At 63.8% G+C, this 14,170-nt stretch carries 13 protein-coding genes; 6 read left to right on the forward strand and 7 right to left on the reverse strand.

What is annotated here, in order from left to right; all coding sequences use genetic code 11:
* Positions 1-23: 23 nt before the first annotated feature.
* Positions 24-1,556, reverse strand: coding sequence for a sensor histidine kinase (locus DBIPINDM_RS20900; protein ID WP_258588983.1), 1,533 nt, complete (start codon positions 1,554-1,556; stop codon positions 24-26).
* A gap of 155 nt (positions 1,557-1,711) precedes the next feature.
* On the opposite strand from DBIPINDM_RS20900, the gene DBIPINDM_RS20905 reads away from it, so the two are divergent.
* The gene (locus tag DBIPINDM_RS20905) at positions 1,712-1,885 is read left to right on the forward strand and encodes a hypothetical protein (RefSeq protein ID WP_258588984.1); all 174 of its coding nucleotides are present in this window, start codon (positions 1,712-1,714) and stop codon (positions 1,883-1,885) included.
* Between the two features lie 29 nt (positions 1,886-1,914).
* Here DBIPINDM_RS20905 and DBIPINDM_RS20910 read toward each other — a convergent pair whose 3' ends face one another.
* Positions 1,915-2,835, reverse strand: coding sequence for a diacylglycerol/lipid kinase family protein (locus tag DBIPINDM_RS20910; protein WP_258588985.1), 921 nt, complete (start codon positions 2,833-2,835; stop codon positions 1,915-1,917).
* A 280-nt stretch (positions 2,836-3,115) separates the two neighbouring features.
* Here DBIPINDM_RS20910 and DBIPINDM_RS20915 point away from each other — a divergent pair, with 280 nt between their 5' ends.
* Positions 3,116-4,438 carry a PRC-barrel domain-containing protein gene (locus DBIPINDM_RS20915; RefSeq protein ID WP_258588986.1) on the forward strand — a complete coding sequence of 441 codons (1,323 nt, stop codon included), beginning with the start codon at positions 3,116-3,118 and terminating at the stop codon, positions 4,436-4,438.
* Between the two features lie 149 nt (positions 4,439-4,587).
* Here the strand turns inward: DBIPINDM_RS20915 and DBIPINDM_RS20920 are convergent, their stop codons facing one another.
* Entirely contained in the window at positions 4,588-6,153 is a 1,566-nt protein-coding gene (locus DBIPINDM_RS20920) for an alkaline phosphatase family protein (protein ID WP_258588987.1), read from the reverse strand.
* A gap of 225 nt (positions 6,154-6,378) precedes the next feature.
* Here DBIPINDM_RS20920 and DBIPINDM_RS20925 point away from each other — a divergent pair, with 225 nt between their 5' ends.
* The 4 genes from DBIPINDM_RS20925 (at position 6,379) to DBIPINDM_RS20940 (ending at position 9,458) form a co-directional block, all read left to right on the forward strand.
* The gene (locus DBIPINDM_RS20925; protein ID WP_258588988.1) at positions 6,379-7,311 is read left to right on the forward strand and encodes a VOC family protein; all 933 of its coding nucleotides are present in this window, start codon (positions 6,379-6,381) and stop codon (positions 7,309-7,311) included.
* 4 nt (positions 7,312-7,315) lie between these two features.
* Positions 7,316-7,963: an alpha/beta hydrolase gene (locus tag DBIPINDM_RS20930; RefSeq protein ID WP_258588989.1), complete on the forward strand. Its 648-nt coding sequence runs from the start codon at positions 7,316-7,318 to the stop codon at positions 7,961-7,963.
* Positions 7,956-8,255, forward strand: coding sequence for a GNAT family N-acetyltransferase (locus tag DBIPINDM_RS20935; protein WP_258588990.1), 300 nt, complete (start codon positions 7,956-7,958; stop codon positions 8,253-8,255). Before DBIPINDM_RS20930 ends, DBIPINDM_RS20935 begins: the two co-directional genes overlap by 8 nt.
* Positions 8,256-8,399: 144 nt before the next feature.
* The gene (locus tag DBIPINDM_RS20940; protein WP_258588991.1) at positions 8,400-9,458 is read left to right on the forward strand and encodes a dipeptidase; all 1,059 of its coding nucleotides are present in this window, start codon (positions 8,400-8,402) and stop codon (positions 9,456-9,458) included.
* A 10-nt stretch (positions 9,459-9,468) separates the two neighbouring features.
* Here the strand turns inward: DBIPINDM_RS20940 and DBIPINDM_RS20945 are convergent, their stop codons facing one another.
* Genes DBIPINDM_RS20945 through DBIPINDM_RS20960 form a run of 4 tightly spaced genes read right to left on the reverse strand, consistent with a single transcriptional unit; the run spans position 9,469 to position 14,166 of the window.
* Positions 9,469-9,729: a hypothetical protein gene (locus tag DBIPINDM_RS20945; RefSeq protein WP_258588992.1), complete on the reverse strand. Its 261-nt coding sequence runs from the start codon at positions 9,727-9,729 to the stop codon at positions 9,469-9,471.
* A gap of 2 nt (positions 9,730-9,731) precedes the next feature.
* Entirely contained in the window at positions 9,732-10,991 is a 1,260-nt protein-coding gene (locus DBIPINDM_RS20950) for an aminomethyltransferase family protein (RefSeq protein ID WP_258588993.1), read from the reverse strand.
* A gap of 3 nt (positions 10,992-10,994) precedes the next feature.
* Positions 10,995-12,560: a phytoene desaturase family protein gene (locus tag DBIPINDM_RS20955; protein WP_258588994.1), complete on the reverse strand. Its 1,566-nt coding sequence runs from the start codon at positions 12,558-12,560 to the stop codon at positions 10,995-10,997.
* Positions 12,547-14,166, reverse strand: a complete 1,620-nt coding sequence (locus tag DBIPINDM_RS20960) for a phytoene desaturase family protein (protein WP_258588995.1) — start codon at positions 14,164-14,166, stop codon at positions 12,547-12,549. The genes DBIPINDM_RS20955 and DBIPINDM_RS20960 overlap by 14 nt, the downstream gene beginning before the upstream one ends.
* Positions 14,167-14,170: the final 4 nt, after the last annotated feature.

Here is a 14,170-nt window from a genome sequence, read left to right on the forward strand (position 1 = left end):
CCCGGCCTCGGATCAAAGATCCGTCACTTCGACAGGTCTTCCAGCGGCATCGATATCTGGGCGAAGACGCCCTCCGGCCGGAATTCATGGGTCACCTCGCTCGAGATGACCTTGGCCAGGCTGCGGCGGATGAGGATCGAGCCGAAGCCGTGGCGTTCGGGCGGTGCGACTGCCGGGCCGCCGCTTTCGCGCCAGGTCAACACCAGGCGTCGGTCGCGCTTCCTGCCTTGTGTCTTCCAGTCGAGATCGACCTTGCCCGATGCAATCGACAGCGATCCATATTGCAGCGCATTGCTGGCCAGTTCGTGCAGGATGAGTCCGAGGCCAACAGCCTGGTCGGGCGACAGCAACAGGTCGGCGCCGGAGATCGTGATGCGCGGCTGGTCGGCTGTGTCAAAGGGCCTGATCTCGATCTGGACGAGCTCGCGGATGCCGATGCCGCGCCACTCGCGGTCGGACAAGAGATTGTGGGCGATGCCCAGCGCCTGAAGCCGGGCGCTGAAGGCTTCGAGGAATTCGCTCGGCTGGCGGGCATGACGCACGGTCTGCGTCGCCAGCGCCTGGACGGTCGCCAGCGTGTTCTTGACGCGGTGGTTGAGCTCGCGCAGCAAGAGCCGCTGCCGCTCGTCGCCGAGCTTGCGTTCGGAAATGTCGTAGTTGACGCCGAAGATCAGTGTCGGCTTGCCGTCGCCGTCGCGCTCGATGACGCGGCCGCGCGTGGCCACCCAGCGCGGCGGATGAAAGCCTTTCACCCGGTATTCGCCGAAATAGTCGTCGCTGCCGGACAAGGCATCGCGAAAGCGGGTTTCTGTCTGGTAGACGTCGCGCGGATCGATGGCGGTCAGGATGTCGCGCGCCCGCAGCCGGGTCGAGCGCGGCAGGTTGAACAGCTCCGACAGCCGGACATCGCATTCGATCATGTTGGTGCGGATGTCCCATGCCCAGCTGGCGAGCGAGGCCGCGTCGAGCGCGATGGCGCGCCGCTTTTCCTCGCGCGCCAGGGCTGCCTCGGCAATGGCGCCGCTGCGGGTCGCGTCCTTCAAGGTGAAGAGGCTGCCGGCAAGGCCGGCCAGCGTCTTCAACTGGTCGAGCTTGGCCTGCGATGGAAAGGCATGCGGCTTGCGGTCGAGCACGCACAGCGTGCCGATCCTGGCGCCTGCCACCACCATCGGCGCGCCGGCATAGAAGCGCACATGATGCTTGCCGGTGACCAGCGGGTTGGCTTTGAAGCGCGGGTCCGTCGTTGCATCCGTCACCACCATGGGATCGTCGCCGGCGGCGATGGCGTGGGCACAGAAGGAGATGTCTGTGGCGGTCTCGGTTTCTTCGAGGCCAAAGCACGACTTGAACCATTGCCGCTCGAGATCAACCAGCGTAACCAGGGCGATCGGCGCCTGCATCACGGCCGCGGCAAGGCTGCTGATGCGGTCGAAATCCAGGTCGGCCGCCGTATCCAGCATTTCCAGCCCATGCAGTACGGCCAGCCGGTCTTCGGCATTGACCGCTAGCGCCACTTTAGCCGGCAGGCTTGCCCCTATTTCCGCCTTGCTGTTCACCCCAAACCCCAAATGCCCATGCCGGCCGTCGCCGTCTTGCCGATCCATCGGCTCATGACAAGCTGGCCTTCCCGGAACCATCCTAGCGAGGAACCGTTACCCGACCGTGATTTGCCGAGCGCGCCCGCAGGCGCGGAGCAAAACAAGGATCGGCCATGACCAAGATCATTCCTCAGGACAAAGCGCGGCAGGGGCGATGGGGCTGGCACGGCTTGCGCATCCTGATCGCCGCGCTGCTTCTGGCTTTCGCGGCCTGGGGCATCGCCGAGATCTACGGCGAGCTGGCCAAGACACCGGCGACGGAGCAAGGAAGTGCGCCGAGCGGCTAGATCTTCAGCCGTCATCATTCGAGATCGCATCAGGCCGCCTTTGCCTCGGCAATGCTGGCCGGCACCAGGACATTCAGCGCGCCGGGCCGGATTTCAATCGTTGTCTCACGCTCGAGCCCGACCAGTTCGCCATCCATGACGGCGCGGAACTTTCTGCTGCCGGAATGGATTTTCAGGACGGTCCGGTCGGATTGATGGATTTCGACATGCTCGTTGTCGCGCCATTTGCCGCGCGCCACATTGAAGAGGAACTTCACCAGTTCGGCGCGCTGCTGCGCCACCGTGACATAGATGCCGAGCACGCCGCCCGAAGGGTTGTCCGCATAGGGAAGATGGCCCTCGCCGAACAGATTGTTGGTGACGCCGATGCCTGATATGCGCGCCGTCATCTCGGCTTCGCCGATGCCGAGCGTGACGTTCATCGCCGGCGGGTTCTTGATCGTCGCCCACGCCGCCTTGGCCGAAGCCCCGATCTTGCCCAGGCGCGAACCGAATTCCATTCCCTGGCGCAGCTGCACCATCTTCGCATGCATGCCGATCGAGAACTGATGGACGAAGGGCCGACCGTTGGCGATGGCCATGTCGACCGCGATGATCTCGCCGTCGGTGAAGGATTTCAGCGCGGCGTCAAGCGACTGCGGAATGCCGAGGCCACGCGCGAACAGGTTCATGGTGCCGGCCGGCAGTATGGCAAGCGCCTTTTTCTTACCCATCAGCCTGGCGGCCGCCGCTGAAATGGTTCCGTCGCCGCCACCTGCCAGCACGACATCGACGGTGCGGCGCGAAGCAGCGCTGTCGAGGCCTTCCACCACGTCCTTGCCGGCAACCACGTCGATGCTCAGGGAGTGGCCCGCCGCTTCCAGCGTCTGACGCATCCTGTCGGAAAAAGCGGCGAGGTCGGTGGTGCGCAAGGTGCCGCCGTCCCGGTTCAGCACCGCCGCAAATTTCATGCCCTGCTCCGTTGGCTCAGTCCAACCCGGCCGGGGCGCGCCCAGCCGAAGGCTGAAACGCGGCGAGGCAGGAAAGGTTCCGGCAGCGCGGAATCAGCGGTTGCAACCCATGGCTCTCATGCTTCCGCTGGTGGTTTTGAGTACGAATGCCGGGACGTGTTTTGTCGGAACAACAGCATGGTCACGACGTTGTAAACCCATCGAGATGCCGCGTCCGATCTCGCAGCGACGGTTCAACCGGGCGCGGCGTGCATGAAATGACGCATCAGGAGAGACCATCATGATCCGCACCCTTTTAGCCACGACCGCACTCGCAACGCTGATCGCGACCGGCGCCTTCGCGCAGAGTGCGGCGAGCCCCGCACCTGCCGCCGCGCCGTCCGTCCAGGAGCCTGCGGCCACCGCTCCGGTGCCGCGCGCCGAAGGCAGTATCGTCACCAACATCATCGGGGAATCCGTCTACAACGGCACCGGCGATGATGCCGAGAGCATCGGCAAGGTCAGCGATGTCGTCTTCGACAAAGATGGCATGGCGAAATCCGTCGTCATCGGCGTCGGCGGCTTTCTGGGCATCGGGGCGAAGAATGTCGCCTTCGACTACGACAAGCTGCAGTGGGCCGAGAAGAACGGCGATCGCTGGCTGGTTGCCCAGACAAGCAAGGATGAACTGACGGCGCATCCGGAATTCGACAGCAAGCCCTATGGGCCCGCGCCGGCACCCGCCACTTCGCCGGATGCAGCAGCGCCCGCGACAACGGATACCGCGCAGAAACCTGTCGACATGAATGCCGCCCCGGCCGAACCGGTGAAGCGCGCCGACGGCAACCTTGCCACCAACATCATTGGCGAGACCGTCTACAACGGCACCGGCGATGACGCCCAGAACATCGGCAGCGTCAACGACATCGTGCTGACGAGGGAAGGCAAGGCCGAATCCCTGGTCATCGGCGTGGGTGGGTTCCTTGGCCTCGGTGCCAAGAACGTCACCTATGATTTCAGCAAGGCACAGTGGGCCGAGAAGAACGGCGACCGCTGGCTGGTTGCGCAGACCACCAAGGAAGAGCTGCAGGCGCAGCCGGATTTCAACCGCAAGGCCTATGACCCGGTGCCGGCAACGACGGCATCCAATGAGCCGGCGGCAACCGCGCCGGCCGCTACCACGGCTCCTGCTGCCGCACCCGCGGATAGGACTGCCGAGGCGCCAGCGGCTACGGCCCCTGATGCCGCCGCTCCCGACCAGACACAGACTGCGGCCATCGACAAATCGACGCTGACGGAGATGCCGGTCGGCGAGATCAGAGCCGACGATCTGAAGGGCGCGACGGTCTATGGCGCCAATGACGCCAAGGTCGGTGAGATCGGCGATGTCGTGCTGACGCCTGACAAGAAGACCGATGCGGTGATCGTCAATGTCGGAGGTTTCCTTGGCATCGGCCAGAAGGAAGTGGCGGTCGGCCTGGATAATCTGAAGTTCATGACCGACAAGGACGGCAAGAAGTATCTTTACACGACCTTCACCAAGGAACAGCTCGAGGCACAGCCTGCCTATGACAAGGGCAGTTATGCCGAGAAGCGCGACCAGCAGCGGTTGATACTTCGGTAGGCAGTAGGGCAGTAGGGCAGTAGGGCAGTAGGGCAGTAGGGCAGTAGGGCAGTAGGGCAGTAGGGCAGTAGGGCAGTAGGGCAGTAGGGCAGTAGGGCAGTAGGGTGCGGCGTCGATGCCGATACACCCAAACATACTGCCTTATTGCCCTATTCCCTTACTGCCCTGCCGACATGGCCAACCACGCCATTTTCCGTCAATTCCGCCAGCGCCAGTGACTGGTCGAGATGTTCGGCCCGCCAGGCGAGAAGCCGCTCGGCGAATTCCAGACGGGTGGAGAGATGCGCGGGGCTGGTGGCGAGGTTGGTCAGTTCGCCAGGGTCTGTTTCGACGTTGAAAAGCAAGGGTGGCAAACCGCCGCCAAAATGCACGTATTTGAATTTTTTGGTGCGGATGACTGCGAGGTTGCACTGGCGCGAGGCAATGCCGAAATGCTGCTCGGCCTCGCCCCCGGCGATCGAGCGGAAATCGAACTCCCAATGCGCGGCGTCGCGCCAGATAGCGGGGGTTCCACCGCTCAGGAATGGTTTCAGCGAGTATCCGTCGAGATGTGGTTCGGGCGGCTCGCCAAGCAGGTCTATCAGCGTGGGCAAGATGTCTACCGCTTCGGTGAAGCGATCGACCGTGTTGCCAGCAGCCTTGCCATGTCGCGGATCGCGAATGATCAGCGGGATGTGGTAGCTGCCGTCGAAGTAGCCGCCCTTGCCCAGCATGAAATGGTCGCCCATCATCTCGGCGTGGTCCGAGGTCAGCACAATGACGGTGTCGTCCCAGGTGGCCGAAATCTTGAGCGCCTGCCATATCAGGCCAAGCTGTGCGTCGACCTCCGAGATCATGCCGTAATAAATCGCCCGGATGCGGCGGAAATCGTCCTCGCTCCAGTCGTGCACCTTGCCTGTAGCGCCGGGGCGGAACTTCGCGCGTTTCTGCCGGCTGAGATCGTAGGCGAGATAGGGGTGGCTTTGAGCTTCAGCCCGCCAGCTCTCCGCGCGGTGAAAGGCCGGGCCATCGGCCGGATCGTATAGAGTGTTGTAGGGCTCCGGCACGATGAAGGGTGGGTGGGGGCTGATGAAGGAGAGATGCGCGAACCAGGGCGTGGCCTGCTCCTGCTCGCCGAGCCAGCGGATGAACTCACCGGCAAGGAAAGCCGTCGGCGTATGATCTTTCGAATAGATTGGCGGCGCCTCGGTCACGGCGTCGGTGTCGTTTTCCTCGTCCACGGGACGGTGGATGCCCGGAGATCCGGCGCTGGCATCGATGCCCTGCTGCTTCAGCCAGGAGAGCCATTGCTTCTGATGCTCAGGCAGCAGCTGTCGCACAGTGAATCCAGGCAGAACGCCTTCATAGCTTTTCAGCCTTGGATCGCCAGGGGCCAGCAGGCGTGGATCGAGCGACACGTCGGTGTAGCCGAACAGTGTCGGATCGTAACCGATGGCCCGGGCATACAGCGCGATATTGCCGTGGCGAGCATCAAGCGGCGAGCCGTTACGGCAGACGCGGTTGTTCATCTGGTAGAGACCGGTGTAGAGGCAGGCACGCGCCGGCGAACAGGGCGCCGCGCCGCCATAGTGGCGCTCGAACAGCACGCCCTCGGCGGCGAGTGCGTCGGCGTTCGGCGTCTTCACCACGGGATGGCCGGCAGCCGACAGGCAATCGCCGCGCCACTGGTCGCAGGTGATCAGGAGAACGTTCGGACGCCTGGCGTTTCCTGTCACTCGCGATACCTTTCGCTGGAGGTTCGAATGCCGCTCATGGAACCGATTTCCGGCAAGGGCGCAAGACCGTCCGCATTAGTCAATTGGTGAACAAAACTGTTTTGATTGTTCACTTTTAAAGCACAGTCCATTCTGTGTTTGCCGCCTTTGCCGCCAGCGGTGGTGTCCTCATATTGGCGTGGACAGCGGCAAGGGCCGCACGAACACCAAGGAAGGAGCAAGACAATGCTCGACCAGATCAAGGGCCTGCATCACGTCACCTCGATGGCCAGGGATGCGCGGCAGAACAATGATTTCTTCACCCACAAGCTCGGCCTGCGCCGGGTCAAGAAGACAGTCAATTTCGACGCGCCCGACGTCTACCACCTCTATTATGGCGATGAGGCCGGCACGCCGGGTTCGGTGATGACCTATTTTCCGTTTCCCAACATCGGCAAGGGCCGTCATGGCGTCGGCGAGGTCGGCACCACGGTCTACTCCGTGCCGGAAGGCACGCTCGCCTATTGGGAGAAGCGCTTTACTGACGAAGGCGTGGCCGGTGTTTCCCGCGAGGAGAGTTTTGGCGAGAAGCGGCTCAGATTTGCCGGGCCCGACGGCGACGGTTTCGCGCTCGTAGAGGACAAGGCCGACAGCAGAGCGCCCTGGGCCAAAGGCGGCATTCCGACCGACGAAGCGATCCGTGGCTTTCACTCGGTTTCGCTCAGGCTGAAGGATGGCGGCGCCACCGAGGAGCTGTTGAAATTCATGGGCTACGAGGAAGTCGACAGATCAGGCAATGTCAGGCGGCTTGCCGTGAAGAACGGCAATGGCGCCGATGTCGTCGACATCGAATCGCTGCCGACCGCGGCCTTCGCCGATCTCGGCGCCGGCTCGGTCCACCATGTCGCCTTCGCCGTCGAGAACCGCGCCAAGCAGCTCGAAGTGCGCAAGGCGTTGATGGATACGGGCTATGGGGTGACGCCGGTGATCGACCGCGATTATTTCTGGGCGATCTATTTCCGCACGCCGGGCGGCGTGCTGTTCGAAGTCGCCACCAACGAGCCGGGTTTCGACCGCGATGAGGACACCGCGCATCTGGGCGAAGCGCTGAAGCTGCCGACGCAGCACCAGCATTTGCGGCCCTATCTTGAACAGCACCTGCAGAAGCTGGAAGGCTGAGGCCATGAGCAAGGACGCTTACATCAACAAGATGCTGCCCGGCTCGCTGGGCGGTCCTTTGCTTTTTGTCTTCCATGGCACGGGGGGCGACGAGAGCCAGCTCGTCTCGCTGGGGCGCGATCTGGTGCCCCAGGCCACCATCATCTCGCCGCGCGGCGATGTGTCTGAATACGGTGCGGCGCGCTTCTTCCGCCGCACCGGCGAGGGCGTCTATGACATGGGCGACCTGGCGCGGGCGACGGACAGGATGGCTGACTTCGTCAAGGCGCATGTCGTCGCGGCCCATGTCGGAGCGGCAAAGCCGTCGGCGGTGCTTGGCCTCGGCTATTCCAACGGCGCCAACATCCTGGCCTCGGTGGTGTTCGCGGAGCCTGAGCTGTTCGACGCCACGGTTCTGATGCATCCGCTGATTCCATTCGAACCGGAGGTCAAGGGCAGCCTTGCCGGCCGCCACATCCTGGTGACCGCCGGCAAGCGCGATCCGATCTGCCCGCCGAACCTGACGGCGCGGCTCGAAGCCTATTTGCGCGCCGACGGCGCCGATGTCACAGTGGAGTGGCACGAAGGCGGGCACGAGGTGCGGCCAAATGAAATCGAGGCGGCCCGGCGGTTCCTGTCCGCCATGCCGGCCGAAGGAGCAAAAAATGCCTGACCAATTGCCCGAGATCGAACTGGAGGATCGCGGCTCCAAGGGCCGTTATGTCCTGCGCGGGCCTGGCGGTGCCGAGGCCGAGATGACCTTCACCAAGATCGGTGAGCACCAGATCATCATCGACCACACGGAAGTACCGGACGCGTTTCGCGGCCAGGGTGCCGGGCTTAGGCTCGTCAACCGGGCCGTTGAGGACGCGCGCGCGGCGGGCAAGAAGATCATCCCGCTTTGCCCGTTCGCCAACGCGCAATTCCGTCGGCATCCGGAATGGGCCGACGTCCTGAAGCAGTAGGTGCGCGCAGGCTCTTCGTCGATCGGTACGCATGGGAAAAAGCGGCGGGCGCTGCTGTCGATAGCTTTGTCATTTGCCGCGACCGGATATCTTGCCTAGATATGATATATCGCCGTGCCGACAAACGAACTGAATGATCCCCTGATGACCGAAACAGACCTTGTCCCCGTCTTCGACGGCCACAATGATACGCTGCTTAGGCTGTATCAGTCGAAGGACACGGACGTCGAAAAGCTGTTCATCGAAGGCAAGTCGGGCGGCCATATCGATCTGCCGCGCGCCAAGGCAGGCGGCTTTGCCGGCGGCATGTTCGCCATCTTCCCGCCGCCGGTCGAGAAAGCCAGGCGCAGCGCCGTACCCTTGGCGCCGAGCGACAGCGAGCCGCTGCCGCCGGAGGTGCCGCGCGCCGACGCGCTCAACTCGACGATCGCGATGGCCTCGATCCTGTTCCGGCTCGAACGGGCCGGAGCGCTTGCCGTCTGCCGCACTGCCGCCGACATACACAACGCGATGGCCAAAGGCACGATTGCCGCGGTGTTCCATATCGAAGGCGTCGAGGCGATCGATCCCGAACTCACCATGCTCGATGTGCTGCATGCGGCCGGCCTGCGCTCGCTCGGCATCGTCTGGAGCCGGCCGAATGCTTTCGGCCACGGTGTGCCGTTCCGCTTTCCATCCTCGCCCGACACCGGCCCAGGGCTGACCGATGCTGGCAAGGCGCTGGTCAAGGCCTGCAATGAGTTGAAGATCATGATCGATCTTTCGCATCTCAACGAGAAGGGTTTTCGCGACGTGGTTGCGCTTAGTGATGGACCATTGGTCGCCACCCATTCCAATGTGCATGCGATCTGCGGCCATTCGCGCAACCTCACCGACTGGCAGCTCGGCGCGATCCGCGAGTCCGGAGGCATGGTGGGGCTCAACTTCGCCACTGGCTTCCTGCGCGAGGATGGCCGCATGAATGCCGACACCAGCCTCGACATCATGGTGCGTCATGTCGATTCCCTGCTGCAGGCACTGGGCGAGGACGGCGTTGGCCTCGGTTCGGATTTCGACGGCGCCATGATCCCGGCCGTCATCGGTGACGTCGCCGGCCTGCCGAAGCTGATCGATGCGTTGGCGGCGCGCGGTTTTGGCCGTGCCCTGATCGAGAAGATCGCCTATCGCAATTGGTTGAGCATGCTGGAAAGAACCATTGGATAGCGTGTAGGCGCTACTCGAAACCGATCCTCTTGAGCCAGTCCTTGCCGACGCCGCGGTCGCGGATGATCGACAGCGGGTTTTCCGAATCGAGCCGCGCGCAGATGCGGTAGACCTCCAGCGTCTCGGCGCTCATCTCGCCACGCTTGTAGAAGAACATGGCTGCAGCGTAGCGCGTGCGGCCCGACCATTTCTCGCCGAGCGGAGTGTTGACCAGCTCCCACTGTTCGGCGGCTTCCCCATCTTCCTGCTGCTTGTCCGCTTCGTCGGCCATGGTCAGAAATCCGCCGGCGGATTGGCGGTGCGGCGGTCGAGCTTGATGAACGGCCGCGTCACCACCTTGGCCCGTTTCATCAGCTTCTGATACTGCAACTCGCGCATGGCGTAGATCTCGACCCAGAGGTCCTCGACCATGGTATCACCGTAAGGCCGCGCCAGCGAGGCGATGGCGATGTTGCGTTTGGCCATCGGCGACCACATGGCGGCGCTGACCAGGCCAACCTCCTGGCTTTTCTTGTGGTAGACGATGGCGTGTTCGGCCGGGATGTTGCCTTCGATCTCCAGTCCGACCAGCACATGGCGCAGCTTGCGCTTGGCGCGCGCTTCGAGAATGGCGCGGCGACCGTTGAAATGGCCTTTTTCCAGATCGATCATGAAGCCGAGGCCGATCTCGTCGGGCCTGCGCAAGCGGCCGGCGCGGATGGCGTGTTCGGCGGTGGTGAAGTCGGCATTGGCAACGATCAGCCCGGCCTCGAGCCGCGCGCGGTTGAGCGCAGTGTAGCCGATGGCGCGGATGCCGCGCAGTTCGCCCGCTATCATCAGCCGGTCCCACAGGCTTAGCGCCTTGCCGGCCGGCACGAAGAGTTCATAGCCGAGATCGCCGGTGAAGCCGGTGCGCGAGATGCTGACGGTGCCGCCGTCATGCGGGAAATCGGCAAGGTCAAAGATCTTCAATCTCTCGATGCCGGCAAAGCCGGCATCGCGCAGCACGGCGAAGGAGGTTGGCCCCTGCAGCGCGAGCCCGGCGACGGCCTCGGTTTCTTCCTCGACCTTGACGTTGAAACCGATGGCGCTGTCGAGCAGCCATGGCAGATGCCGCTCCTGCGAACACAAGCGGAAGCGCGTTGGCGATAACCTGAACAGAGTGCCATCATCGAGGACGAAACCCTCGTCATCGCACCACGCGGTGTAGTGGACGCGGCCGGGTTTGAGTTTCGTCACGTCGCGCAAGGTAACCCGGTCGAGGAAGGCTTCGGCATCCGGCCCTTCGATCCGGTATTTGGTCATCGGCGAGATGTCGAACAGCGCCGCCTGGCTGCGGATGGCGAAGTATTCGAGCTCCTCGTCCCACAGCGAATGCGGCGCGCGGTAGCCGGCCCAATTGTACCAGTCCTGGGTTTTGGCCAGCGCGTCGAGGCGCGGCTGGAACGGCGTGCCGAGGCGCAGTGTGCGGAAATGATCTTGCGCGGCGATGCGGGCCGAAACAGCCGCATTGGCTGTCTTTGCAACGGGCTTCTTCCTGGTCGCTTGGGCCATGACCTATCCCTTCATCGCCATGATGCGTCGTGCGGCATTGAGCCCCGGCGCACCGGAAACACCGCCACCCGGATGCGAGCCGGCGCCGGCCAGGAACAGCCCTTCGAGCGGCGTGTCGTAACCCGACCAGCCGGAGACGGGACGCGAGATCAGCATCTGGTCGGCCTGCAATTCGCCGTGATGCCAGTGGCCGCCTGGCATGCGATAGCGTGTCTCGATATCGGCCGGCGTCAGAAGCTCGGCGTGGACGACGCTCTTGCCGATGCCGGGTGCGTAAGCCTCGAGTTGCGCCATAACAGCCTTGAGGAATTTCGGCTTGCCGGAATCCCAGCCCTCTTTCAGTGCATAGGGCGCGTATTGCACGACCGCTGACAGCACGCAGGCGCCGGCGGGTGCGAGTGGCGGATCGGCAAGGCTGGGCAGCGTGATCTCCATCACCGGCTCGGGTGAGAACTCGCCATATTTGGACGGGTTGAAGGCGCGCTCGACGTGATCGGACGAGGGCGCGATGACCAGCCGGCCCTTGTGAGCGGCGGCATCGGCACCGGTGAATTGCGGCGGCCGATCGAGCGCCAGATGAAGCTTGGCGGCATCACCCTTCATGCGGATGTTTTTCACCTTGCGCACGAAGCCGGTGTCGATCTCGCGCGGCCCGACAAGGTCGAGGAAGGTGGTTGCCGGATTGATGGCCGAGACAATGGTCCTGGCGCGCAGTTCCTCGCCAGTGTCGAGCGCGACGCCGACGGCGCGGCCTTTCTCGACGATGATTTTTGCCACGGCAACCGATGTGCGGATGGTGACACCGGCCCTCTCCGCCGAAGCACGAATGGCGGCGACGACAGCGCCCATGCCGCCTCGCGGCAGCATTTGCGCGCCAGCCGCTCCGCCAGTCTCGCCGGCGAGGCGATAGTAGAGGCCTAGCAGCGAGGTCGGCGAGCGCGGGCCGAGATGGCTGCCCAGCATCGCGTCGAAGGCGAGCAGTCCCTTCAGCCTGATATCGGCAAGCTGCTCGTCGAGCAGGTCGGCGACATTCATCAGCAACACACGCAGGAAGTCGCGCATGTCTTCCTTGCCGAGTTTTTTCAGCGCCAGCGCCGTCTGGCCGAGGGCAGCGGTCTCGAGCAACGACATGCCGGCGAGATCGGGCGGCCGGCGGGAGAGGAACGGCTTCAGGATGCCGGCATAGCGCAGCAGCTGCGCGCGCAACTCCTTCCAGGCTGACTGTTCGGAGGGACTGGCGCCGGTCAGCACCTCGCCATAGGCGCCATGCAGCATAAGCGCTGGGCCATCCCTGGACAGGGCAACCGACGGCAGGAAGTCGGCGCGGGCGAATTGCAGCCCATGCTTCTCCAGTTCCAGCGTCTTCACCACATCGGGATGCAGGCGATTCAGCACATGAGCGACCGAGGAGACGCGAAAGCCCGGGGCGAATTCCTCGGTGCGCGCGGCGCCGCCTACTTCGCTTCCAGCCTCCAGCACCAGCACCTTGCGGCCTGCTTTCGCCAAAGTCGCGGCGGCGACGAGGCCATTGTGGCCGCCGCCGATGACGATTGCATTAAATGACGTCATGGGCCGGGCTCATATGCGAGGTGGATTTGGCGAGATCGCGCAGGATTTCGGCGGCGGCATTGCGGCCGGGCGCGCCCATGACACCGCCGCCGGGATGGGTCGAGGAGCCGCACATATAGAGGCCGCCAACCGGCGAGCGATATTGCGCGTAGCCTGGCACCGGGCGGTTGAACAGCAACTGGTCGAAAGTCAGTTCGCCCTGAAAGATGTTGCCTTCGGTGAGGCCGACCTCGGCCTCGATCTCGCGCGGCGTGCGCACTTCCATGTGGACGATGCGGTCGCGGAAGCCCGGCGAATAGTCAGCGATCTGCGCGATCACGCTCTCGGCGAAGCCGTCGCGGTCGGCGTCGGTCCATTCTCGGCCGTTCACCTTTGGCGGCGCATACTGCACGAAGCAGCTCATGAAGTGCTTGCCGGGCGGCGCCATCGTTGGGTCCAGCGTCGTTGGGATCACCATGTCGAGGAACGGGTCGGCCGACCAGCGCCCGGCTTTCCAATCGTCATAGGCACGCTCCATGCGTTCCATCGAATCGGTGAAATGCATGTCGCCGCGATAGACTGGCGAATCCTTCGGCAGTGCCGGGAATTCCGGCAGCGAATCGAGTGCGATGTTGACCTTGCCCGAGGAGCCACGGATCTTGAAGTTCTTCACCCGCCGCAGGAAGATGTCGGGCAGTTCCTTTTCCTCGACCAGTTTCAGGAAGGTGCGCTTCACATCGGCATTGGAGACGACGAGCTTGCCGTAGATCTCCTCGCCGCCGGCCAGCACCACGCCTTTCGCCTTGCCCCGGTTCACCAGCACATGGTCGACCTCGGCGCCGGTGCGGATCGTTCCGCCCGAGGCCTTGAACGACGCGGCCAGCGCCTTGGTGACCGCGCCCATGCCGCCGCGTGCATAGCCCCAGGCGCCGACCGAGCCGTCGACTTCGCCCATATAGTGGTGCAGCAGCACGTAAGCCGTGCCGGGCGACATTGGCCCCAGAGCGGTGCCGATGATGCCGGACAGCGCGAAGTTCGCCTTGATGACATCGGTCTCGAAATATTCGTCGAGGAATTCCGAGATCGACATCGTCCAGAAGCGCAGCGTCAGCGCCATTTCTTCAGCTGAAAGGCCGGCAAACTTCTTGCCGAGATAGAGCAATTCGCCGAGATCGCGCGGCTTGAGGCTGGTCGGGTCGGGTGCGGTGCGCATCAGCAGCGGCTGGATGAAACGGCACTGCCGCGTCACGTCGCGGGCGTAGCGGTCATAGGCTTCGGCATCGCGCCTGGAGAAGCGGGCGAACTCGCGCCGGTGTGCGTCGTGGTCGCGGTAGTTGGCGAGGTAGTCGCCGTCGCGGGTGAACACCGCGCCGCCCTCGTAGGAGATGACCTGCAGGCCAAAGCGCGGCAGTTCGAGGTCGCGCATGATCTCCGGGCGGAACAGCGAGCAGACATAGGAGCAGTTGGAGTAGAGGAAACCCGGTGTCAGCTCGCGGCTGGTGGCGGCACCGCCGACCCAGTCGTTCTTCTCGACCACCAGCACGTCGAGCCCGGCGCGCTGCAGATAGCAGGCGTTGACCAGGCCGTTGTGTCCGCCGCCGATGATGATCGCGTCCCAAGCTTTCATTGTG

The sequence above is a fragment of the Mesorhizobium sp. AR02 genome (assembly GCF_024746835.1).
Lineage (GTDB): Bacteria > Pseudomonadota > Alphaproteobacteria > Rhizobiales > Rhizobiaceae > Mesorhizobium.

Bases quoted from the DNA above. Each gene is read 5' to 3' on its own strand.
- DBIPINDM_RS20905 (WP_258588984.1), top strand. From the start codon at position 1,712: ATGACCAAGATCATTCCTCAGGACAAAGCGCGGCAGGGGCGATGGGGC.
- DBIPINDM_RS20910 (WP_258588985.1), bottom strand. From the start codon at position 2,835: ATGAAATTTGCGGCGGTGCTGAACCGGGACGGCGGCACCTTGCGCACC.
- DBIPINDM_RS20915 (WP_258588986.1), top strand. From the start codon at position 3,116: ATGATCCGCACCCTTTTAGCCACGACCGCACTCGCAACGCTGATCGCG.
- DBIPINDM_RS20925 (WP_258588988.1), top strand. From the start codon at position 6,379: ATGCTCGACCAGATCAAGGGCCTGCATCACGTCACCTCGATGGCCAGG.
- DBIPINDM_RS20930 (WP_258588989.1), top strand. From the start codon at position 7,316: ATGAGCAAGGACGCTTACATCAACAAGATGCTGCCCGGCTCGCTGGGC.
- DBIPINDM_RS20935 (WP_258588990.1), top strand. From the start codon at position 7,956: ATGCCTGACCAATTGCCCGAGATCGAACTGGAGGATCGCGGCTCCAAG.
- DBIPINDM_RS20940 (WP_258588991.1), top strand. From the start codon at position 8,400: ATGACCGAAACAGACCTTGTCCCCGTCTTCGACGGCCACAATGATACG.
- DBIPINDM_RS20945 (WP_258588992.1), bottom strand. From the start codon at position 9,729: ATGGCCGACGAAGCGGACAAGCAGCAGGAAGATGGGGAAGCCGCCGAA.
- DBIPINDM_RS20950 (WP_258588993.1), bottom strand. From the start codon at position 10,991: ATGGCCCAAGCGACCAGGAAGAAGCCCGTTGCAAAGACAGCCAATGCG.
- DBIPINDM_RS20955 (WP_258588994.1), bottom strand. From the start codon at position 12,560: ATGACGTCATTTAATGCAATCGTCATCGGCGGCGGCCACAATGGCCTC.
- DBIPINDM_RS20960 (WP_258588995.1), bottom strand. From the start codon at position 14,166: ATGAAAGCTTGGGACGCGATCATCATCGGCGGCGGACACAACGGCCTG.